The sequence below is a fragment of the Thalassobaculum litoreum DSM 18839 genome, from assembly GCF_900102465.1.
Taxonomy (GTDB): domain Bacteria; phylum Pseudomonadota; class Alphaproteobacteria; order Thalassobaculales; family Thalassobaculaceae; genus Thalassobaculum; species Thalassobaculum litoreum.
Window position 1 is genome coordinate 63,500 of sequence record NZ_FNBW01000015.1, and the last position, 22,323, is coordinate 85,822.

The following is a 22,323-nucleotide window of genomic DNA, read 5'->3' on the forward strand; positions in this document are numbered from 1 at the left end:
GTGTCGCTTTTACTGTGCGTCCGTCGGCGTAATAGGCAGTGTTCGGGTAGGTGTCGACACTTGAGATGCCCCGGTCGTCGCAGATGAGGGTTGCAAGTATCGCAATCGCGCCCGGTCGCCGTCCGGCGACAGGCGAAGCTGCAGAGATCGCGGAAAAGGGTTCGGGCGAACCTCGACACCACGCTCGACAGGCTTCTGAGACAGGCCGCGTTCCCGCGGCGGCGGCCGGAGATCGGCGTGCGCATGCTGGCCGATGCCGCCACGGTCGCGGCCCTGCGCGCCTGGCTTCCCGGCCGGTCTGACGCACCTGGGAACGGCGCCCTTGCCGGCCATTGCGAAGAGAGTATATGAATCGTATACGTTTCGTATCGCCAAGGAGAGTTCGATGGGTATCGTCAAGATCGGCGACGACCTGCACGAGGAGGTTCGCCGCGCCAGCGCAGTGATGTGCCGCTCGATCAACGCCCAGGCGGAATTCTGGATGAAGATCGGCATGCTGGCCGAGGCCAACCCGTCGGTCTGTTTCACCGACATCATCCGCATGCAGCTCGACGCCGCCCAGGCCGGACCCGTCCCGGCGAACCGGGCGACCGCCTGACATGGTGAAGACTCCGGACGAACTGGCCCTGATGCGGGCGTCCGGCCGGCTTCTGGCCTCGGTCTTCGAGATGCTGGACGGCCTGGACCTCGCGGGACTGTCGACCCTGCAGGTCAACGATCTGGTCGACCGCTTCATCACCGGGGACCTGGCGGCGCGACCGGCGAGCAAGGGCCAGTACGGCTACGAGTACGTGCTGAACTGCTCACGCAACCACGTGGTCTGCCACGGCGTGCCGGACCCGGGCGAGATCATCGCCGACGGCGACATCGTCAACCTGGACATCACCCTGGAGAAGGACGGCTTCATCGCCGATTCCAGCAAGACCTATGTGATCGGCAACGCCAGCCCGGCCGCCCGGCGCCTGGTGCGGATCGCCCAGGCGGCCATGTGGAAGGGCATCGCCCAGGTCCGACCCGGCGCCCGCCTGGGGGACATCGGCTACGCCATCGAGCGTCACGCCAAACGCAACGGCTGCTCGGTGGTGCGCGACTATTGCGGCCACGGCATCGGCCGGGAGATGCACGAGGAGCCGCAGGTGCTGAATTTCGGCCGGCCGGGCACCGGAGGGACGCTGCGCGAGGGAATGGTCTTCACCGTCGAGCCGATGGTGAATCAGGGCACCCGCCAGACCGCCACCGAGGCCGACGGTTGGACGGTCGTGACCGCCGACGGAAAACTCTCCGCCCAGTTCGAACATACGGTCGCGGTTACCGCGACCGGCGTCGAGATCCTCACCCTGCGAAGCGACGAGACGCCCATGCTGGGACGAGGGTGAGGCTAGGTGTCCGATAGGTGGTCGGGGAGATGCATCCGTTCATGCACTACCCGCACGATAAACACGCCATCCGGTTCGACGAGATACACGACCCAGTGCTTTTCGTATCTGGCGAGACGGACGGGCGGGTTGAATTCGGTCCGTTCCGGAGCGATGTCCGGGTTCTCCGCCAGTTGTCGGAACCGGTGCTCCATCCCAGCAAGATATTTTCGTCGCTGGCCGGCGCCCCATTGCCGCTGGGTGTGTAGGCCGATGTCCCGGATATCGCTCTGCGCCTTTCTTGAGACGCGGTAGAGGGCCATCAGCGGCTATCCAGATCCGACTGGATGTCCTCCATGCTGAAGTCCTCGGCAACTCCGCTCTCGACTCCTTCCGTGATCACAGCCTGAAGCCGGGCGATATCGGCCGCCCGTTCCTGGTCGCGCCGGATGAGATCGCGCACATAGTCGCTGGCATTGCTGTATCGGCCCGAGCGGGCCTGGGCTTCGACCCAATGTTTCATCGGGTCAGGCAGCGAAACGTTCATGGTCGCCATGTGATCCTCCATACGACGAGTATGGCGAAAATTGGCAAAGATTGTCAAACTTGGATCAGAACCCGGCCGCCCGGATCGCCAGGCCGCCCAGGGCGGCGACCACGAGCACCTTGCCGATGCCGAAATGGAACCGGAAGGCCAGCACCGCGGCCAATGCGAACAGGGCCAGCGCAGGCAGGTTCAGGCTTGCCGGGTCCGGCCAGGTCAGCCGCAGGCCCCACCGGTCGACCTGCTCCACCCGCTCGAAGAACACGTGCATGGCGAACCACAGGGACAAGTTCAGGATCACCCCCACCACCGCGGCGGTGACCATGGACAGGGCCTGGCGCAGCCGCCGGCGGCCGGCGAGCCAGTCGATGTAAGGGGCGCCGGCGAAGATCCACAGGAAGCAGGGCGCGAAGGTCACCCACAGGGCCATGGCCGCGCCCGCCACGCCGGCCGCCAGTCCGCCGGCCTTCGCGGCGGCGAGAAAGCCGACGAACTGGGTCACCAGGATCAGCGGCCCCGGCGTGGTTTCGGCCAGGCCGAGCCCGTCCATCATCTCGCCGGTGGTCAGCCAGCCCTTTTGCGCCACCACGTCCTGGGCCATATAGGCGAGAACCGCATAGGCGCCGCCGAAAGTGACCACCGCGAGCTTGGAGAAGAACACGCCGATCTGCGTCAGCAGCCCGCCCGGGTCGAGGGCGGCGGCGATCAGCACCGGTGTCCACCACAGGACGAGCCATACCGCCACGGTGCCGGCGGTCCCGGCCAGGGCCGGGGCGCCGGCCGGCGTTGGCGCGACCGACGAAGGTCCGGCCGGCCGCAGCAGGCCAAGAACCGCCGCCCCCAGGATGATCAGTGGGAACGGCAGGGCGAGGAAGAAGATCGCCACGAAGGCGAGACCGGCGACCCACCAGTGCAGTGGCGAGGACAGGGTGCGGCGGGCGATCCGCAGCAGCGCCTCGATCACGATGACGACCACCGCCGCCTTGACCCCGAGGAACAGCGCGTCGACCAGCGGCACCTCGCCGAACGTGGCGTAGAGGGCGGCCAGGGCGAGGATGACGGCGGCGCCCGGCAGGACGAAGAGCAGCCCCGCCGCCAGCCCGCCGGCCAGCCCGTGCAGCCGCCACCCGGCATAGGTCGCAAGCTGCATCGCCTCCGGTCCCGGCAGGAGCATGCAGAAGTTCAGGGCGTTGAGAAACTGGTCCTCATTGAGCCAGCGCCGCTCTTCGACGATCTCTCGGTGCATCAGGGCGATCTGCGCCGTCGGTCCGCCGAAGGACAGCAGGCCGATCCGCAGCCAGACCCGCAGCGCCTCGCCGAAGCCGGGCGTCGCCGGCGCGCTCTCGTTCACGATGTCGCTCATGCCACGGCCCTCTTATCCGATCCGGCCTGCGCCGTCTCGCGCGCCCAATGATAGAGGGCGTCGTACACCACCATGGCGGCATCGAGTTGGGCAAGGTCCTCGGTGAACAGTTCGGACAGGCCCAGGGAGAGGGCGAGCAGCCCGGACGACTCCGCTGCCAGATCCGGCCGCCGGGTGTCCGCGCCGCGCACGATGGTGGCCAGCTGCCGCAGCGGCGGGGTGTCGAGGCCGAAGCGCTCCACCATCGCGTCGAAGGTACAGAACTCCCCGCGATGGCTCCAGTCCCCGCCCTCTGTACTGACGGGCATGGCGTCGAAAGGCGTGGCGCCGAACCGCTCGGCCACCGCGTGCACCTCCTCGGGGGCCACGAACAGGAAGCGGGCGCGGCGGTCGACGAAGCGGCGGATCAGCCAGGGGCAGGCGATCCGATCCACCTTCGGCCGGCGGCGGGTGACCCACAGGGTCCGACCCTCCGCGTCGCGCGGCGGCAGGGCGGCCAGCGGCACAAGGGGCAGGCCGGCATCGCTCCAGCCGAGATGCCCGCCGTCGAGCGCGACCGCGGCGACACCCCACAGGCGCAGCAGGGCGGCCGCCCCCTGGCTGAGCTTGGCGCCCCGGTGGCAGATCACCACCACGCGGCGACCCTGAAGCCGGGGTGCCAGGTCCTCGATGCGGTGATGGGGCTGGCGGAAGGCGCCGGGGAGCAGGCGCGGATCGGCCTGGACGTCCTCGTCGATGCGGACATCGACAACAATCGGGCAGTCGGGCGTGCCGATCAGTCGGCACAGCTGTGGGGCGGAGATATCGATGGGAGCGGCCATGGCGCATCCTCTCTGTCAGGTGACGAAGGATGCGAACTTGGGCCGAAGCCTGATGGGGCGTTCGCCAGCCCCGCGCCTTTCTGTGCGCCCTGCGGATCCGACCGTCAAGCGTATTGGTGGGGCGGAGGTCCGCAGGGTCGCTGTCTTGTCGTGGCGCGGGGTGTTAGAGAGCGGGTATCAGGTGGCCTTGCTGGTCTGAACCTGCGCGCTTCGGGCGGCCGCCTCGGGGTCGACCGCGCGCATGGCCTTGCGAACCGCGGCGAGCGAATGCTGCTCCCCGCCGCCCATGTTCTCCTCGGCCGCGACCTCGAGTTCGCGGGCATCGGCCTCCATCGACTTGAGCACGCTGAGCTTCTCCTCCTTGGTCAGGTTCTCGCTCTGCGCGACGGCCATGGGGTCTTCGAAATGCTCGTAGGGGCTCAGCATCATTGCCGCGAGATCCGCGGCGCCTTGGGCGACCATCTTTCAATCCTCCATTTGACTGAGGCAGATCGGCGTCCGTCTGCGTGAGGGTGGCCGAGCGGCCTTGCCGCGTGCCTCAATCGTCGGCAACGCCTGACCTGCAGACATTGCCTTCGACTGGTGATGGAACGTCACGCACAGGCCCCGGTTCCTGAATTCGGTCGCCGATGCCGCCGGCCGATCGCTCCCGCCGGACGCTTACCGCGACAGGGGCCGCGCGAAGCTGATCTCGTGGCCGTCGGGGTCGGTGACATGGAAGTAGCGTTCGCCCCAGGGCGCGTCGGAGGGCGCGAAATCCGGGCTGTATCCGGCATCGACGACCGCCCGGTGCATGGCGTCCACATCGTCGACGAAAAGAATGACGCGCCCCCACCACCGCAACGGCACGTCCGGTGCCGCGAGGATCAGGTTCAGCGCGTCCTCGCCTGCCGCCAGCGTGGTGAAGGCGGCGGTCTCGCCGCCCTTGGCGACGTCGAAGCCGATCGAGCGGTAGAACGCGACCGAGCGTGCCATGTCGTGGGTCGCCAGGGTGATCGCGTTCAGCTTCTCGATTTTGGCCATCGATGTCTCCCAGTCCGATCCCATGTGCCGGTCCCATGTGCCGGTCTCACACGCGGGCAACGCCGGCGGCCGGTTCCTGGTTCCGGAACCGTCCCGGCAGCCGACCGTTTCCTCCCTAGACAAGACAGGAGGAGAAAATGCCTAGGACCAGAACCCTGATGGCCGGCCTGCTGGCGCTTCCGGTCAACGCGATCCTTTTCGGCAGCGGTGCCGTCCTCGTTCTCTCGATCCCGCAGCTGCAGCCCTACATGGAGTATGTCCTGCCGGCGGCGATCGCGGTCGCCTTCGCGCTGACCTGGCCGATCGCCTGGACGCTGGCGCCGCGGCTGCGCGTGCGGAACGACTACTATCCCAACCTGTTTCGTAAGGACTGACGCCGGACGGCTGAGCGATGGCGTCGGATTCTCCCAAAGCAGCGCCCCGGAACGCCGAGACGGCGGAACGGCTGGCGCGCTATTTCGAGAAGCGCGACTTCACCCGCACGCCGGAGCCCCGGAAGGCCGGGGATCCCGAGGGGCTCGCGCTGCGCTATTCGATGCAGAAGCACGACGCCAGCCGCACCCATTTCGACCTGCGCCTGGAATGGAACGGCGCGCTGCTGAGCTGGGCGGTGACCAAGGGACCGTCGCTGCGGACCAGCCAGAAGCGGCTCGCGGTCCGCACGGAGGATCATCCGGTCTCGTACCTGGACTTCGAGGGCGCGATTCCGGAGGACAATTACGGCGCAGGCACGGTGATGCTCTGGGATATCGGCCACTGGCGGCCGCTCGAGCCGCTGGAGAAGGGCCTGAAGAAGGGGCACATCCATTTCGCCCTGCACGGTCGGCGGCTGACGGGCGGCTGGCACCTGGTGCGGATGGACGGCAAGCGGCGCGGCGACAAGCGATCCGGTAAGAGCGACCGCGAGAACTGGCTGCTGATCAAGGAGGAGGACGAGGCGGCCGGAGAGCGCGACCCGATCCGACGCTACCGGCGCAGCGTCTCCACGAACCGTACGTTCCGCGAGATCGCCGCCGGCGCCGACCTGCTTCCCTTGGTGGAGCGCGCCAAGCCCCTGCCGCGCTTCCGCAAGGTCCAGCTCGCCACCCTGGGCGACAGTCTGGTCGATGGCGAGGCGTGGTGGCACGAGATGAAATTCGACGGCTACCGCGCCCTGGTCGCCCTGGGGAAGGGCGGGACAAAGATCTACACCCGCAACGGTCACGACTGGTCGGACAAGTTCGAGGCCCTGCTGCCCGATTTCGCCTCCCTGAACTGCGACAGCGCGCTGATCGACGGCGAGATCGTCGCCGGGGCCGGCATGTCCGGCTTCTCCGATCTGCAGAAGGCGATCAAGGCCGGCGGCCCCTTCACCTTCTATGCGTTCGATCTGCTGGAGCGCGACGGCACCGCGCTGCGGTCCAGGCCGCTGACCGGGCGGCGCGCGGCCCTGGAGGAGGTTTTCACCGATGTGCCGCCGCTCGGCGCCGTCCAGCTCAGCCCGATCATCACCGAGAACGCGTCGGAGGCCTTCGAGGCGGTGTGCGCGGCGCGCGGCGAGGGGCTGATCGCCAAGCGCCGGGATGCCGCCTACCAGGGCAGGCGCACCCGGGACTGGATCAAGGTCAAGTGCACGCGACGCGACGAGTTCGTCGTGGTTGGCTGGCAGAAAAGCGACAAGAAGAGCCGCCCCTTCAGCTCCCTGGTCCTCGCCGCGCACCGGGATGATACGCTCACCTATGTCGGCAAGGTCGGCACCGGGTTCGATGCCGATCTCCTCGAAGAGCTCGCGTCGACCATGAAACCGCTGGCGCGCAAGACCGCGCCGCTGACCGTGCCGAAAGCCGAGGCCCGCGGCGTGCAGTGGATCACGCCGAAGCTGGTGGCCGAGGTGACCTATGCCGAGTTCACCGCCGACGGCCGCGTGCGCCACGCGGTGTTCGAAGGTCTGCGCGCGGACAAGCCGGCAGCCGATGTCGAACTGGGAGGCGATACCATGGCCGAGGACGGGCGCGTCGAGATCGCCGGACTCTCCGTCAGCCACCCCGAGCGGGTGGTCTATCCCAAGGCGGACCTCACCAAGCGGCGGGTCGCCGAGTATTACGAGGTGATCGCCGACCGGATGCTGGAAGCGTGTGCCGATCGGCCACTGTCGCTGGTGCGTCTGCCGACCGGACTCGACGGTGATCGCTTCTTCCAGAAGCACGCCGGCACCGGTTTTCCCGACGCTCTCAAGACGGTGGAGATCGAGGAGAAGGACGGGAACAAGGAGCTTTACATGTATGTCACCGACGCCGCCGGGCTGGTCGGCGCGGTGCAGATGGGCACGCTGGAGTTCCACGTCTGGGGCTCCCGGCGCGACCGGTTGGACCGGCCCGACCGGCTGGTCTTCGATCTCGACCCCGACGAGGGCCTGGCCTTCGCCGACGTGAAGCGGGCGGCGTTCGACCTGCGTGAGCGGCTGGACGGGTTCGGGCTGCCGTGCTGGCCGATGGTGACCGGCGGCAAGGGCGTGCATCTGGTGGTGCCGCTGCGCCGGATCGCGGAATGGGAGGCGGCGAAGCACTATGCCCAGACCTTCGCCTCCCTCATGGCCCAGGAGGATCCCAAGCGCTACACGGCGGAACTGCCGAAGGCCAGACGCAAAGGTCGGGTGTTCATCGACTGGCTGCGCAACCAGCGGGGCGCGACGTCGATCGCCCCGTTCTCGCTGCGCGCCCGGGAAGGGGCGCCGGCCGCCGTGCCGGTTGCCTGGGACGAGCTGGACACGCTCAAATCCGCCCAGGCCTTTCCCCTGGATGCGGCCCTGGAGCGGAGCTGGAAAGATCTGACGCTGCCCAAACCGGTCGGCCTGTCGCGCACGCTGATCGAGCGCCTGGAGGAGGCGGCGGGCTGACTCCGCCGCCGCGGGGCGGTTCATCTTAGGGGTCGGTTCCCGGGTCCAGGGAGGCGTAGAACGCCGCCAACGCCCGCAGCTCGCCGTCGTCGAGATCGCGTGCCGCCTGATGCATCAGATGCGCGCGGGCGGTGCCGCCCCGCTCCCCGTCGCGCCAAAGCTCCAACTGACGCAGCAGATAGGGCTTCGGCTGCCCCGACAGGCTGGGGAACAGCGCGGACCGGCGATCCGGCCAGGGACCGTGGCAGGCGTTGCAGGCCGGCACGTCGCGGCGCGCCGGCGAGCCCATCGCGAGGCTCCGTCCCAGGACGATCCGCTCCCGGTCGCCGTCCGGCTCCGAGGTTGGCGCAGGGGAGGGCCGTCGCGCCGCGTAGAACCCGGCGAGGCGTGCATCGTCGGTGGCGTCCAGGGTCGAGGCCGCGTGCCGCATGATGCCGCTCTGCCGCGCTCCGGAGCGATAGGCGGCGAGGGTGGCGGCGATATAGGCCTCCCCCAGCCCGTCGAGACGGGGCACCTGCGCGTTGCCGCGTCCCCGCCCGTCGGCACCGTGACAGGAGGCGCAGGAGGCGGCATCCGCCCCGGCCGTCTCGTCCGGCATGTCGGGCGGTGCCACCAGGGCCTCGTACTCGGCCAGGCTCATGCCCGCCACCCGTGTCAGGAAGGCGACCACCGGCCAGACATCGTCGTCGCGGGACCGCGTCGGCCACGCCGGCATCCCACTCATCTTCACGCCATGCTTCACGATCCAGAAAAGGTGCCGGGGCTCCCAGTCCGACACCGCGTCCCTGATCGGCGGCGGTGCCGGTACCATGGACAGCGCCGTCGCCGTGCGCGCCTCGCCGGGCCCCGCATGGCACATATGGCAGGCGGCGTCGTAATGGCGGGCCCCGAGGGCGACGAGGTCGGGATCGGACAGGTCCGGCACCGTCTCGGCCGGCGGCGCGCGCAGCTCCACCGCATTGCGGAAGGTGGTGTGCAGGACCCAGGACACGCTCGGCAGGTGTCCGCCCCGGGCCGAGACGTTGAACAGGCCCAGGAAGACGACGAGCCCGGCCGCCACGGCGGCGACGGCGATCAGGATGCCGGTGTGAAGGAGGAAGCGCGTCATGACCGGGCCCCCTCGCGGCGCCGCCGGTGCCCGGCCGGGTCGGCGAGCAGGTCGCGGGCGACCAGCACTAGGCCGGCGATGAGATAGATCGGCGTGCCGACGGCGAGCATGATCATGCCGCCGACCTGCTGATCCGCCGCGCCGCCGCAGATCTCCGACGGATAGACCGAACGGGTGCCGACCATCAGCAGCGCGCCCAGCAGCGTCATGTGCATCGAGGTCAGCAGCAGTCCGACTGGCCCGGCCAGGGACAGGCTGGGCCGCAGCACCGACATCCAGACCAGCACCCCCGCGCCGAGATAGGAGGCCTGCTCCATCGCGAACCAGAAAAGCGAGGTCTGGGCCGCCGCATGGGCGGACGGCACATGCCAACCCCAGACGGCGACGAACTCGACGATCACCGCCACCATCGGCGAGACGCGCCGGGCGACGCGGCTCTCGGCCAGCGGCACGGCGAGCAGCGGGGCGGCGACCGCGACCACGGCGATGTGCCGGGCCATGTGATCGGCGAAGGACCACGGCCAGGCGACCGGCGGGAGCAGCCAGGCGAGTACGCACAGGAGTAGGCCGGCGGCCAGGCAGAGCGAGGAAACCGTCACCCGCCGCATCACACGCACCCCGTCACGAACACCGCCGGCAGGGCCACGTACAGCACGCCGACGAAGGACAGGCAGGCCAGCAGAAACGAGGCGTGGCCCAGGAATTCGTGGCGATGCTCCGTCACCGGCCGATGGTGCACATGGTCCCGGTCGTCGAGGAAGTCCCATTGCCGCCAGGAGCGCCAGCCGGTCCAGGCGATCAGGGCGAGGGCCACCGCCGTCGCCGTCCCGATCATCGCCCGCAGCAGCCACCCGTCCTCGGCCAGGCGGTCGAGCTTGGCGCAGACCACGGCCGTCGCCGCGTAGCAGGCGATGAAATGCAGCGCCCAGATCGTCGGGCCGAGGGCGATCAGCCACAGGCTGCTCTGCTCCTCGGAGAAGGTCTTGAGTTCGGTCTTTTCCTCCCGGTGCTGCGCCATGTCAGATCATCCCCGGCAGCAGATCGACGACGGCGGCCGACACCAGCACCGTCGCGGCCATGAAGTTCCAGTACAGCGACACGTTCCACAGGTCGGCGTCGTATTCCGGCGTCAGCTTGCCGAACAGACTGCCGGCCAGACAGTAGAGCTGCATGATGCAGCCGGCCGACACGTGGACCGCCGTCCAGACCAGGATCGCCCAGACCGTCGCCGGATAGACGTGGGATGTGGGATCGAGCCCGGCGCTATGGGCCGACCACAGCATGGCGCCGGCGCCCAGGGCCGTCAGCGCGGCCGCCGTCGCCAGCGAGGCCCGGGCGATGCCGACCTGCGCGGCACGATTGGCGCGCCTGGCGTATCGGGTCAGCGCCCAGGAGACGGTGAGGGCGGCGGCACCGGCCCAGACCCAGCCGCTCGCCGCATGGGCCGCCCCGTCCGGCGGAAAATCGGCGCTGGCGGTCCAGAAGTAGAAGAAGCCGAAGATCAGGCTGGCGAAGGCGGTGGCGTCGGCCAGCATGGTGATCCACATACCCCACCAGCCGGGCGCCGCCGGGCCGGAGACGTAGATCGGCACGGTCAGGCCGAGCCCGATCTCCTTATGCGTCTTCTCCGGCGGTCGGGCGGTACCGGTCCACAGCCACCAGATCACGCAGGCGACGGCCAGCACGCCGCAGACGATGGCCGGCGGATACCAGTGGAAGGTCGGGAAGATGAAGGCGCCGCCGGTGAACGCCGCCGCCAGATGGGTGATCCAGGTTGGGCCGCCCACGCGCAGGCACTGCACCGGCACGGCGTCGAGCACCGTGGTCACCAGGGTCTCGCGCTTGCCCTCCTCGGCGTCGGGCAGGTAGTAGCGCCCGGCATCCATCCGTTCGACGATCTTCGGCTGGTCCCACAGCGGGTAGCGGCTCTCGATATACGGGATCGAGCGCACGCCCCAGGCCTGGTCCGGGACGTCGTGCGACCACTCCAGCGTGCCGCCACCCCAAGGATTGCGCGCCGTGTAGGGCTGGCGGCCCTTGGGCCGGATCAGGTCCCAGGCGAAGACCAGGAAGCCGGCGGCGACGACGAAGGCGCCGACCGTTGAGATCAGGTTCGGCAGGTCCCAGCCGATGTCGCCCGGATAGGTGTAGACCCGGCGCGGCATGCCCATCAGCCCGGCGAAATGCATCGGCATGAAGGTGACGTTGAAGCCGGCGAAGGCCAGCCAGAAGGCCCAGCGCCCGAGCCGGGGCGACATCTGCTTCTTGGTGAAGAACGGGTAGAAGTAATAGACCCCGGCCATCACCGGGAACACCATCCCGCCGAAGATCGTGTAGTGCAGATGGGCGACGATGAAATAGGTGTCGTGCACCTGCCAGTCCATCGGCGCCAGCGCCAGCATCACCCCGGTCAACCCGCCCGCCGTGAAGATCGCCAGCGACCCGGCGATGTAAAGCATCGGCACGCTCCACGTCACCCGGCCGACCATCAGGGTGGCGAGGAAGGCGAAGATCTGCACGCCGGTCGGGATCACCACCGCCTCCGACGCGGCGGAGAAGAAGCCGAGCGACAGGGCCGGCAGGCCGGTGGTGAACATGTGATGGGCCCACAGCCCGAAGGACAGGAAGCCGGTCCCCACCGCCGAGAGCACGATCCAGGAATAGCCGAAGATCGGCCGCTGGGCGGCGGTCGGGATCACCATGGCGGCGATGGCGATCGACGGCAGGAAGATGATGTAGACCTCCGGATGGCCGAAGATCCAGAACAGGTGCTGCCACAGCATCGGGTCGCCGCCGCGCTCCGGATCGAAGAACGGCCAGTCGAAGCTGCGCTCCAGCTCGAACAGGAAATCGCCGGCGATCAGCGGCGGAAAGGCGAACAGGATCATCCCGCCCACCACCAGCACGTACCAGGCATAGAGCGGCATCAGGTTGATGCGCATCCCCGGCGGCCGGCACTTCAGCGCGCCGACGATCAGCTCGACCGCGGCGGCGATGGAGGCGACCTCGATGAAGGACAGGCCGAGCAGCCAGATATCGGCACCCATGCCCTCGCTCTTGGTGGCGAGCGGCGGATACATGAACCAGCCGGAACTCGGCCCGACGCCGAACAGCACCGACCCCAGCACGAACACGCCGCCGATCAGGAAGCACCAGTAGCCATAGGCCGAGAGCCGGGGGAACGGCATGTCCCGGGCGCCGAGGAAGGCCGGCAGCAGCAGAATCGAGATCGCCTCGAACATCGGCACGGCGAACAGGAACATCATCGCCGAGCCGTGCATGGTGAAGAACTGGTTGAACGTGTCGGCGGGCAGGAAGTCGTTCTCCGGCACCGCCAGCTGCACGCGGATCAGCAGGGCCAGCACACCGGCGCAGAGCATGAAGAAGAACGCGGTCAGCGAATACCAGGCGCCGACCTCGGAATTGTTCACCGCCGACAAGTAACGCCAGCCGGTCGGCGTCTTCCAGGCCGCGCGCAGCCGGTCGGCCGAGGCCTTGGCGAAATCCGGGTCGACCGGCGCGTCGAGCATGGCGTCCGTGGGCGGGTAGGCGTCGCCATGAGCCTCGGCGGCGTCGCGCGGCTCATTGCGGCCGCCCGGGTTCCGGCCCCGATGATCGGTCGTGTCGGTCATCAGCGGAGCCCCTTCAGATAGGTCGCCAGATCGATCAGGTCCTGCTCCGGCAACGCGCGGTAAGTCGGCATCCGCACATCCGGCTTGATGTGGTCGGTGCGGGCGAGCCACTGGCCGAACCCCTCCGCCGTCGCCGGCAGGGTGCCGGCGCCGATGGTCCGTCGCCCGCCGACATGGGTCAGGTCGGGCCCGACGGCCCCCTTGGCCGGGGTGCCGCGCACCGCGTGGCAGGCGCCGCAGCCCTCGGCCAGGAACACCTCCCGTCCGCGCTCGGCGGCGGCGTCGGCCGGCGCGGCGGCGTCCTCGCGCTCCTTCGCCAGCCAGGCCTCGAACTCTTCCGGCGGCAGCACGACCACGGGAAAGGCCATCAGCGCGTGGCTGGTGCCGCAGAACTCGGCGCACTGTCCGCGGAAGACCCCGGTGCGGGTCGGCTCCAGCGCCATGCGGGTCTCGCGGCCCGGGAACATGTCCATCTTGCCGCCGAGGTTCGGGACCCAGAACGAGTGGATCACCTTGGCCGCCGTCAGCTTGATCTCGGTGCGGGCGCCCACCGGCAACCGAAGTTCGTTGGCCGACACCACCGGCCCGCCGCCGTCCTGCGGCAGATACTCGACCCGCCACCACCACTGCTCGCCGGTCACCCGCACGGTCAGCCCGTCTCCGGGCGCGCGCTGGTCCGGCATGATGGAGAGACCGTAGGACAGCAGGATGGCGAGCAGAACGGTGGGAAAGGCGATGCCGGCGCCGATGATCACCGCTTCGCCGATCTTCCGGGAATGGGGTCGGACCCGCATGCGCGTGACGTAGAAGAAGGCCCCGTTCAGCAGCAGCCAGAGGACGACCGCGCCCGACAGCAGGACCCAGAACAGGGTCGCCAGGACCTCGGCATCCGCCCCGGCCGGATCGAGCACGGACTGCACGCCGGTGCAGCCGCCCAGGCTCAAGGCACAGGCGGATGCGACACCCGCGCGGATCCGGAGCCGCACCCTCAAGACGGTCTCCGTCCGCGGAGGAGAGTGGCGCGGGAGGCCGGCGGGTCGGGCGAATACATCATGGCCTCGGGTCAAGCGTGCGGCACCGATGCCGCCCGGCGGACCCGTTATCCGGTCGGACGGCGACACGGACGCAACGCACCACGGCCGCCCAGGTTCCCGCCAAGGCCGGCCTGGGTGACCGTCACCACCTTGGTCGCGAAACCGAGGGTCACCGCACGCGTGCCGGAGAATGTCGAGCGACCCGCCCCACTACCTGCGCCAGCCCCGAAGGCGGGCGCCGCCGGCTCACCCCGACAGCAGCCGCGCGAGCTGACCCCGGCCGCGGGGCAGGGCGCCCAGACCGCCGGCCAGACCGGCGGCCAGCGAGGTCAGCACGCCGAGGGCCAGGGGCAGGGCGACCGCCGCCGGGCCGGGGACCCAGTCGACCCGGAGCGCGCCGTCGGCGATCCACCAGCTGCTCAGCAGCCCGGCGGATCCACCGACGAATGCGGCGATCAGCCCGGTGGCGGCGGTCTCGCAGAACCGGGCAAGCGCGATCTCCCGGCGGGTCGCGCCGACGATCGACAGGGCGACCGCCTCCCGCCGGCGGGCATCGACATCGGCGGAGACCGTGGCGGCGAGCGACAGCGATCCGGCCAGCAGAAGGATGGCGGCGATCAGCAGGGTTCCCAGGATCGCGCCCTCCACCACGTCGGTGGCCTCGCGCACGATGCGGCGGACGTCGATCACCGTCACGTTGGCCGCGCTGCGCGACAGCTCGGAGATGAAGCCGTTCAGCGCCGCCTCGTCCCGGCCCTGCAGAGAGACGATCCAGCCGTGCGGGGCGTCGCGGAACGGGTCGGGGCTGGCGACCACCAGGAACTCGGGCCGCATGGTGCGGTGGTACTCCTTGCGGATGTTGGCCACCTCGGAGGTGAAGACCCGGCCGAGCACGCTGTAGGTGAGGGTATCCCCGGGCTTCAGGTCGAACGCCTGCATGACGTCCTCCTCCGCCGAGACCAGCGACGGGCCGTCATAGTCCGCCGGCCACCAGGTGCCTGCCAGCAGTTCCGCGCCGGTCGGCTCCGCCGTCCAGGAGAAGCTGCGGTCGCCTTCGATCACCCAGTCCTTGTCCGGATCGACCAGGGCCTCCTCGACGGGGCGTCCGTTGACCTCGAGCAGGCGGGTCCGCATGAACGGCGTCGCCTGCAGCTCGCCGAGGGCGGGCGTGCTGGCCACCCGGTCGCGAATGCGCTCGACCTGGGCGGCCTGGACGTCGAGCAGGACGAGGTCCGGTGCCTTCTGCGGGATCTGGGTCTCGAACGCGGCCTGCAGGGAATGCTGGACCGCGACGACGCCGGTGATTCCGGCGATGCCGATGCCCAGCGCCACGGCCCGGAGCATCACCGCCCGCTGTGAGTCGAACCCCTGCTTCACGGCGAGCGACAGGAACCTGACGGACGGCACGCGCCTGACGCCGCGGGCGATCAGGGACCCGAACAGGGCGAGCAGGCCGGCGACCGCGGCGAGACCGAGCGCCGCGACCACGGCCATGGCCGGGTTGGGCAGGCCGGCGATCGCCAGGGCGAGTGCTGCGAGCACCAGTCCGCAGGCGATCAGCCCGTCGCGGCGGACCAGGCCGGCGCCGGCGCCATCGCCCCGCAGGGCCCGCAGCGGCGCGAGACGGGCGACGCCCGAAAGCCCTGCCACCAGCGCGCCGGCCAGACCGAGCGAGAGCGTGACGGCGACCAGCAGGATATCCGCCCCGAGATCCGCCGGCGCCCAGAGCAGGTGGAGCCGCGCGGTGAGCATCTCCAGCAGGGAGATCGCCACCGCGGCCGCGAGCCCCAGCCCGATGGCCAGGGCGATGGCGGCGGCGATGGCGACGAGCGACGCATGCAGGGCGACGACCATCGAGGCAGTGGCGCCGGACAGCCGGTACTGGGCGATGGTCCGGTGCCGGCGGCCGATCCACATGGCGACGGCGGCCCAGGCGCCGGTGAGGCCGACGGCGAAGGCCGCGAGCCCGGAAATGCCGAGGAAGGTGGTCGTCCGGTTCGTCACTTCGCGGACCCGTTCGGCCGCCTCGCTGGGGCTCTGGATCTCCCAGCCGCGCGCGGGCTCGGCGGCGGCGACCGCGGCCATGGCGTCCGACGACGGTGTGTCGGTCGGGAACCGGATGCGGGTGCGGTATTCGACGAGGGACCCGCGCTCGGTCAGGCCGGTCGCCTGCAGCCGGTCGAGCGCGACCAGCACCCGGGGACCCACCAGGAACGTCCCGGCCGAGAGCCGGTCCGGCTCCCGCAGCAGGGCGGCGCGGATCTCGAAGTCGGTGCCGCCCAGGCGCACCCTGTCGCCGATATCGAGGCCGAGCTGGGTGAGCAGGCCGGGCTCGACCACGGCGCCGGGCAGGCCGTCGCGGGCGCCCAGCGCCTCCTGCAGGACCTGACCGCCCGCGAGCTCGACGGAGCCGTAGAGCGGATAAGCGCCGTCGACGGCCTTGAGCTCGACCGTCAGGCGGCGCGGCGCCTCGGCCGGCCCCGCGGCGGCGGTGGACCGCAGCTCGACGACCCGCGAGGATCGGCCGACACCGTCCAGCGTGGAGACCGTGGCCTCGTCCAGGGGCGCGTTCACCACGGTCACCGCCACGTCACCGCCGAGGATACGCCGGGCATTGTCGCCCATGGCGCGGTCCAGACCGGAGCTGAGCAGCCAGATCATGCCGAGCATGGCGCTGGCGATCACGACGCAGGCCATGAACAGTTTCAGGCCGAGAATGCCGAAACCGAGTTCGGCCCTGAGCAACCCGGCCAGCACCGCGGCGCGGGAAGCGATCGTGTCCTGTGCCGTCATGTCAGGACGCCACCCGGCCGCCTTCGATGACGAGGGTGCGGTCGCAGCGGGCCGCCAGGGACGGGTCGTGGGTGACCAGCAGCAGGCCGGTGCCGGACCGGCGCGCCAGATCGAACATGGTGGCGATCACACTCTCGCCGGTGCGCTGATCCAGATTGCCGGTCGGCTCGTCCGCCAGGACCAGGCGCGGGGCCGCGACGAAGGCGCGGGCGATGGCCACACGCTGCTGTTCTCCGCCGGACAGGGCCGAGGGCCGGTGCGTCAGCCGGTGGCCGAGTCCGACGCGCTCCAGCATGGTCGCAGCACTCGCCAGGGCGTCGGGCTCTCCGCTCAGGGTCAGCGGCAGCGCGACGTTCTGCTGGGCGGTCATCGACGGCACCAGGTGGTAGGCCTGGAACACGATGCCGATGTCGCGGCGGCGCAGCAGCGTGCGTCCGCGTTCGCTCACCGCCGACATGTCGGTGCCCAGGACCAGGGCGTCGCCGCCGGAGAGCGGCTCGAGCCCGCCGATCACGGCGATGAGCGACGATTTCCCGGATCCGGAGGGGCCGGTGACGGCGACGATTTCGCCGGGGGCGACGGCGAGGTCGATTCCGTTGAGCACCGGAATCTCGCCCTCCGGAGAGGGATAGGAGAGACGGACCTGGGAAAGCCGGACGATGGGGGAAGCGGTGAGATCCATGATCCTCGACGGGGCAGGTGACGGCGCGCCGGTGTCGCCGGCTCCCTCAGAAGTAGGGCGTCCGGTCGAAGATTAAATGCGGGCGACCTGAACACCTGCCCCGGTGGCTAACGCCGGTCGACCTCCTCGGCCGTCCTCCTCGGCCGTCCTCCTCTGCCGCCCGCCGAAGGCCGAGGCGATTGCGGCGTTCCGGGAAGAGGCGCCTCGCGCGCTATCCGAGTGGACGCGTCCAGGCAACCTGATATCTTGAATTGTATCGTTTCATCCCGAGCGCCGACCGGCGGTCAAGCATGAGACGGTCGGTGGGGGACTTCGGAATGATCAGACTTTTGCCGCGCCTGCTCGTCGTTCTCTTCATCGCGAATGCCTGGTCGACGTCGGCGCGGGCGGAAACGGTCGTCGCCCTGTGGAACAAGGCGGCCATCGGTGCCGTTCAGTCGAGCGGCAGCAGCGATCTCGTCACCTCCCGGGCGCTGGCCGTCGTCCACCGGGCGATGTACGACGCCTGGACCGTGTTTGATCCGGCCGCCCTGGGTGTTCGGCTCGACACCGCGGCACTGCGCCGCCCGGCGGCGGAACGGACGGACGATAACAAATCGACAGCCGTCAGCTACGCCGCCTATCGCACGCTGAGCGATCTGTTTCCTAGCGAGGAAGCGCGGTTTCGCGCGGTGATGGACGCCTTGGGCCTGGATCCCGCACGGTCCGCGTCGGATGAGGGGGCACCCGCAGGGCTCGGCCTGCTCGCGGCCGACCTGGAACTGCGCCATGCCCATGACGACGGGGCGAACCAGCTGGGCGACCGCAGCCCGGGCGCGTATTCGGACTATTCGGGCTACACACCGCCGAACCCGGCGGATCGGCTCATCGATCTTCGCCGGCACCAGCCGATCCTCAGGCCGAATGGCAAGCCTGCCCTGTTCGACGGAGGCCACTGGCCGCTGATCCGGCCGTTCGCGCTCTACCGGGCCAGCGAGTTCCGGCCGATGTCGGCGCCGGCGCTCACATATGACGACTGGGAACTGCGGTCGTTGGCCCAGCATGTCATCGACGTCAACGCGGAGCTGACGGACCGCGACAAGGCGATCGCCGAGTTCTGGACCCTGGGCAACGGCACGCCGACCCCGCCGGGCCAGTTTCATATCCTCGCCCAGCACATCTCCGAAACGCGCGGCCACGGTCTCGACCAGGACATCAAGATGTTCTTCATCCTGGGCAATGCGCTGCACGACACGGCGATCGCGAAGATCGAAGCCAAGATGCACTTCCTCACGGCGCGGCCGGAAACCCTCGTTCGGGCGCTGTTCGCGGGCGAAGAGATTCTCGCCTGGGGCGGGCGCGGCCGCGGCGCGGAGATCATCGACGGCAAGGACTTCAAGCCGTACCGCCCGACCGCCGCCGCTCCGGAGCATGTTTCGGGACACAGCGCCTTCGGGTTTGCGGGCGCCGAGGCGATCCGTCTGGCCACCGGCAGCGATGCGTTGAACTACACCGTGGTGGTGAAGGCCGGGAGTTTCGCGTTCGACGACGGTCCGGCCAACGACGTCGTCCTCGCCATGGAGACACTGACCGAGGCGGCCCGCGATATCGCCCTCTCCGGCATTTACGGCCAGGCGCATTTCACCACCGGGGACCAGATGGGCCGCCTGCTTGGCCGCGCCGTCGCCCAGAAGGTCTACGCCCACGCGATGCGGTTCATTGAAGGCACCCTGTGATGCGCGAATGTCTCGGTCGGCCGGGGGCGGAGAGCATCGCCGTCTCCCGGATCATCTGGACAGTCGCCCTGATGATGCTCGCGACCGCGGGATCCGCCCTGGCGCACGACACCTGGGTGATCACCCACGAGCAGGAGGCCCTCGCCCACGCGATACCTCCGCCGGCGATTTTCACGACGCTCGGCATCGCGAACGTGGCGATCGCGCTGATCGCGCTCATCGGCGTGGTGGGTTGGATCGGCATCGGCCGCACCGACATCCCGGATCGGATCGCCGCCCGTCTCAACCTCCCCAGGGTGGACGCCGCGCGCCTGGAGCCGTGGGTTCCGGTCGCGCTTCGGCTGGGGCTGGCGGCCATGTTCGTCACGGCGGCTTTCGGGCTGCACCCGCGTCTGGGCTATGCGGTCGGCGAGAGCCCGGTGCTGTTCGCGTCCGATCTCGAGTTTCGCCATCTTCCCGGCGACTGGACCTGGCTGGTGTGGGTGCAGGTCGCCCTGGGGGCGGCCTTTCTGCTGGGTGTCTGGACCCGGGTGGCCTCGATCCTGTTGGCCGTGCTCGTACTGCTGGGCTGCTGGCTGTTCACCGTGGATATGCTCGCCTATGCCGGCGTGCTGATCGGGACCGCCTATTACCTCCTGGTGAAGGGCGGCGGTCGTTTCGAGCTCCTCGCGGACCCCGATAGCCTGGTCCGCCGGGTGGCGTCCGTTCCTCCCGGCCGTCCCCAGGCCGTCCTTCGCATTCTCACGGGGCTCAGTTTTCTGTATCTCGGGATCCTCTACAAGTTCCTGCACCCCACATATCTGCTCGCCGGCGTCGAGTTCTACGGTCTGCCGCTGTTCGGGTTTCCGGCGGAGGTGTTCGTCTTCATCGTCGCCACGGTCGAGGTCGTCGTCGGGATCCTGATCACCGCGGGCGTGATGGTCCGGCCGCTGAGTTTCGTCCTTGTCTTCGCGTTCGCGTTCTTCTCGATCTCGATGAACGAAGGCGTCCTCGGCCATAGCTTCCTGTACGGCATCGTCTTCGCGCTGTTCGCCAGCGGTGCCGGACGCTGGTCCGGGAACGCGGCGCCGGCAACGACCTATCAACCGTCGCCGTCGGTCTGAGGGCGTTCGACCTCCAGGGCGCGGAAACGGGTGATCAGGTCGGCGAGGCCGCTGGCGAGATCGGTTTCGGCCTGCCAGCCGAGCATCGCCTCGGCCCGCGCCGGGTCGCCGTAGAACCGGGCGACGTCGAAGCTGCGCGGCGGGGCCTGGACGACCGTCGCCGCGCTCCCTGCCAGGCGGACGGCGACGTCGGCTAGCTCGCCGAGAGTGGTGCCCGTGCCGGTCACCAGATGGACCGGATCGAGGGACCGGCCGTCAGCCTCCAGCCGGGCGATGGTCCGCACGATGCCGTGGACCACATCGTCGACATGGGTGAAGTCGAACAGGTGGTCGGCGCCGTCGATCCGCAGCGTTCCTCCGTCCGCCGCCGCCCGGGCGAAAGCGGGAACGACACGGTCGGGATAGTCGGTCACCCGGCCGAACACGTTGGAAAAGCGCAGGACGGTGGCGGCGATCCCGCCGTTCCGGGCCGCTTCGTAGGTCATGTCCTCGGCGGCCGCCTTGGAACGGGCATAGACGTTCATCGGCCGCAGGGGGGCCGTTTCGGCGACCGGGAGCGCGTCCTGTTCGCCATAGACCTCGCGGCTGCTGGCGTAGATCACCCAGCGGCAGGTCGGGCTTCGCTGTGCGGCGTCGAGGACCGATCCCGTTCCGGTCACGTTCACCGACCAGCAGGTGTCCGGGTCCCGCTCCGCCGTGATCACGCGGGAGACGGCTGCTAGATGGACGATCCCGCGCGCGCCCTCGGCGGCCCTGAACACGGCGTCCCGATCCCGGATATCGATCCGCTCCGCCGGGTCGGTCGATCGCAGGTCGATCCCGCGCGTCGCATCGCCGGCCGCCCGAAGCCGCGTGGCCAGCGTGCCGCCGATAAGCCCGCTGGCGCCGGTAATCAGAATGGGGGCGGTCATGCGAGGCTCCGATGTCCGGGCGAGGGCGGCGCGACGGCACGGCCGGTCGGCGCCGGTGGGCGGGAGGCGTCCTCCCAGAACGCGGCCAGGGTCCGGCAGGCCTGGAGCCAGTCGAACTCGCGCCGGGCCAGGTCGGGCGCCTGCGGCGCCTCGCTCAGCGCCCGTCGGAGCCCGGCCAGCGCACCCTCGGTGTCGCTGAAGAAATGGGTATTGGGATAGCGCCTGAACGGCTCGTTGGCCGGGCAGTCGTACAGCACCACGTGGCGTCCCGCGACCAGGGCCTCCGCCGTGGTCGAACACAGCACCTCGCTGGCCGACGGGTTCACGAACACCCGGTAGTCGGTCAGGCATCGCCACGCCTCGGCGGTCGGACCGAGAAAGCGCAGCGGCGCCGAGCGTTGAGTTGCCAGCGCGCGGATCGCGGCCTCGTCGGGGCCGTTGCCGATGACATCGATCGGATGGCCGGAGAGGCGGGCGATGTCGATGACCGCCTCCAATCCCTTTTCCCAGACGAGGCGGCCGATGAAATAGGCGCCACGGGTCGTGGCCGTGACCGGCGGCACCTCGGCGTAGCCGCCATAGACGCCGGTGACCCGGGCCTCCCCGCCGGGATGGCCCGCCGTCACATCGGCGACCGCCGGAGAGATCGGGATCGCCAGGTCGGTGTATCGGCGGATGAGGAAGCGGTGCAGCCGGGTCACCCAGCGGGCGAGGAGCCCGGACCCGGGAAAGGGCTGGCGTGCGATGTAGTAGCCGTAATTGGTCATGACCACGCCGATGACTCGCTCGAAATCGGCGGCCGGCCGGGGCGTGCTGACGGCCTTCCAGGTCAGGTGCTCGGGCTCGATCATCACCAGGGCGCGCGACGATGGTGCGGCGGCAATCACATCTTCCTTAGGCACGATGCTGCGGAACAGGTGCCAAACCTCGGCCCGGTAATGGAAGATCTCCAGCCGAGCCTCGCATCCGAGCGCTTCGGCCTCCCGCAGCAGCCAGTCGCGATGGGCCTGTCGGCAGGCGAAGATCGGCGTGCCCCACAGCCAGTCCTGATCCTCGGCCTCGACCCACGGAACGCCGTATGCCACCCGGTAGCCGAGCCGCGTCAGCCCGATCGCCTGATGCAGCGAGAGATAGGCCGGGCCGGTGAGCCAGGGCAGGGATGCCGTCGTCACGACCGTCACGTCATAGTCACAGCGATCAATCGTCGACATGTGGTCTCGCGGGCGCACGGTTCTGGCAGGGCGCGCATTGTGGTTGCCGAAGGCCTGCGACGCAACGAAGGCGTGGGCGAGCATACCCCGAATGCTCAACGCGGTTTCGTCTTCGCGTTTGTCGTCGCCCCACCGGCCTTTTAGACTGCCGGC

At 69.6% G+C, this 22,323-nt stretch carries 21 protein-coding genes; 6 read left to right on the forward strand and 15 right to left on the reverse strand.

Annotation, left to right across the window (positions count from 1 at the left end):
* Positions 1 to 385: 385 nt before the first annotated feature.
* On the forward strand, positions 386 to 598 hold the full coding sequence (locus tag BLS34_RS20480; RefSeq protein WP_093153397.1) for a ParD-like family protein: 213 nt from the start codon (positions 386 to 388) through the stop codon (positions 596 to 598).
* 1 nt (position 599) lies between these two features.
* Positions 600 to 1,376, forward strand: a complete 777-nt coding sequence (map, locus tag BLS34_RS20485; protein WP_093153400.1) for a type I methionyl aminopeptidase — start codon at positions 600 to 602, stop codon at positions 1,374 to 1,376.
* 2 nt (positions 1,377 to 1,378) lie between these two features.
* Here map and BLS34_RS20490 read toward each other — a convergent pair whose 3' ends face one another.
* The 6 genes from BLS34_RS20490 to BLS34_RS20515 form a co-directional block, all read right to left on the reverse strand.
* Positions 1,379 to 1,678, reverse strand: coding sequence for a type II toxin-antitoxin system RelE/ParE family toxin (locus tag BLS34_RS20490; protein ID WP_093153404.1), 300 nt, complete (start codon positions 1,676 to 1,678; stop codon positions 1,379 to 1,381).
* A complete protein-coding gene (locus BLS34_RS20495; RefSeq protein WP_093153407.1) occupies positions 1,678 to 1,911 on the reverse strand; it encodes a type II toxin-antitoxin system ParD family antitoxin in 234 nt (77 codons plus the stop codon). Before BLS34_RS20495 ends, BLS34_RS20490 begins: the two co-directional genes overlap by 1 nt.
* Before the next feature lie 55 nt (positions 1,912 to 1,966).
* Positions 1,967 to 3,262, reverse strand: a complete 1,296-nt coding sequence (gene chrA, locus BLS34_RS20500; protein WP_028794456.1) for a chromate efflux transporter — start codon at positions 3,260 to 3,262, stop codon at positions 1,967 to 1,969.
* Positions 3,259 to 4,083: a chromate resistance protein ChrB domain-containing protein gene (locus BLS34_RS20505; RefSeq protein ID WP_093153410.1), complete on the reverse strand. Its 825-nt coding sequence runs from the start codon at positions 4,081 to 4,083 to the stop codon at positions 3,259 to 3,261. The genes chrA and BLS34_RS20505 overlap by 4 nt, the downstream gene beginning before the upstream one ends.
* A 177-nt stretch (positions 4,084 to 4,260) precedes the next feature.
* On the reverse strand, positions 4,261 to 4,545 hold the full coding sequence (locus tag BLS34_RS20510) for a hypothetical protein (protein ID WP_093153413.1): 285 nt from the start codon (positions 4,543 to 4,545) through the stop codon (positions 4,261 to 4,263).
* Between the two features lie 198 nt (positions 4,546 to 4,743).
* Positions 4,744 to 5,106, reverse strand: coding sequence for a VOC family protein (locus BLS34_RS20515; protein ID WP_215906178.1), 363 nt, complete (start codon positions 5,104 to 5,106; stop codon positions 4,744 to 4,746).
* Positions 5,107 to 5,243: 137 nt separating this feature from the next.
* Here BLS34_RS20515 and BLS34_RS20520 point away from each other — a divergent pair, with 137 nt between their 5' ends.
* A complete protein-coding gene (locus BLS34_RS20520) occupies positions 5,244 to 5,480 on the forward strand; it encodes a hypothetical protein (protein ID WP_028794459.1) in 237 nt (78 codons plus the stop codon).
* 17 nt (positions 5,481 to 5,497) lie between these two features.
* A complete protein-coding gene (gene ligD / locus BLS34_RS20525) occupies positions 5,498 to 7,981 on the forward strand; it encodes a DNA ligase D (protein ID WP_093153419.1) in 2,484 nt (827 codons plus the stop codon).
* 25 nt (positions 7,982 to 8,006) lie between these two features.
* On the opposite strand, the gene BLS34_RS20530 is transcribed toward ligD, so the two are convergent.
* From BLS34_RS20530 to BLS34_RS20560, 7 genes are all read right to left on the reverse strand, one after another.
* Positions 8,007 to 9,089: a c-type cytochrome gene (locus tag BLS34_RS20530; protein ID WP_093153422.1), complete on the reverse strand. Its 1,083-nt coding sequence runs from the start codon at positions 9,087 to 9,089 to the stop codon at positions 8,007 to 8,009.
* Positions 9,086 to 9,688, reverse strand: coding sequence for a cytochrome c oxidase assembly protein (locus tag BLS34_RS20535; RefSeq protein ID WP_211228894.1), 603 nt, complete (start codon positions 9,686 to 9,688; stop codon positions 9,086 to 9,088). The genes BLS34_RS20530 and BLS34_RS20535 overlap by 4 nt, the downstream gene beginning before the upstream one ends.
* A gap of 8 nt (positions 9,689 to 9,696) precedes the next feature.
* On the reverse strand, positions 9,697 to 10,107 hold the full coding sequence (locus BLS34_RS20540) for a hypothetical protein (protein ID WP_093153425.1): 411 nt from the start codon (positions 10,105 to 10,107) through the stop codon (positions 9,697 to 9,699).
* 1 nt (position 10,108) lies between these two features.
* On the reverse strand, positions 10,109 to 12,721 hold the full coding sequence (ctaD, locus tag BLS34_RS20545; protein ID WP_093153428.1) for a cytochrome c oxidase subunit I: 2,613 nt from the start codon (positions 12,719 to 12,721) through the stop codon (positions 10,109 to 10,111).
* A complete protein-coding gene (coxB, locus tag BLS34_RS20550; RefSeq protein WP_093153431.1) occupies positions 12,721 to 13,707 on the reverse strand; it encodes a cytochrome c oxidase subunit II in 987 nt (328 codons plus the stop codon). Before coxB ends, ctaD begins: the two co-directional genes overlap by 1 nt.
* Positions 13,708 to 14,001: 294 nt before the next feature.
* A complete protein-coding gene (locus BLS34_RS20555) occupies positions 14,002 to 16,548 on the reverse strand; it encodes an ABC transporter permease (RefSeq protein WP_093153434.1) in 2,547 nt (848 codons plus the stop codon).
* A 1-nt stretch (position 16,549) separates the two neighbouring features.
* A complete protein-coding gene (locus BLS34_RS20560) occupies positions 16,550 to 17,230 on the reverse strand; it encodes an ABC transporter ATP-binding protein (RefSeq protein ID WP_038014057.1) in 681 nt (226 codons plus the stop codon).
* A 317-nt stretch (positions 17,231 to 17,547) separates the two neighbouring features.
* On the opposite strand from BLS34_RS20560, the gene BLS34_RS20565 reads away from it, so the two are divergent.
* Positions 17,548 to 18,945: a vanadium-dependent haloperoxidase gene (locus tag BLS34_RS20565; RefSeq protein WP_051244680.1), complete on the forward strand. Its 1,398-nt coding sequence runs from the start codon at positions 17,548 to 17,550 to the stop codon at positions 18,943 to 18,945.
* Entirely contained in the window at positions 18,945 to 20,048 is a 1,104-nt protein-coding gene (locus tag BLS34_RS20570) for a hypothetical protein (protein WP_093153437.1), read from the forward strand. The genes BLS34_RS20565 and BLS34_RS20570 overlap by 1 nt, the downstream gene beginning before the upstream one ends.
* On the opposite strand, the gene BLS34_RS20575 is transcribed toward BLS34_RS20570, so the two are convergent.
* Both BLS34_RS20575 and BLS34_RS20580 read right to left on the reverse strand, forming a co-directional pair.
* Positions 20,027 to 20,959, reverse strand: coding sequence for an NAD-dependent epimerase/dehydratase family protein (locus tag BLS34_RS20575; RefSeq protein ID WP_093153440.1), 933 nt, complete (start codon positions 20,957 to 20,959; stop codon positions 20,027 to 20,029). The two genes, BLS34_RS20570 and BLS34_RS20575, sit on opposite strands and share 22 nt — an antisense overlap.
* Positions 20,956 to 22,170, reverse strand: coding sequence for a glycosyltransferase (locus BLS34_RS20580; RefSeq protein ID WP_093153443.1), 1,215 nt, complete (start codon positions 22,168 to 22,170; stop codon positions 20,956 to 20,958). Before BLS34_RS20580 ends, BLS34_RS20575 begins: the two co-directional genes overlap by 4 nt.
* Positions 22,171 to 22,323: the final 153 nt, after the last annotated feature.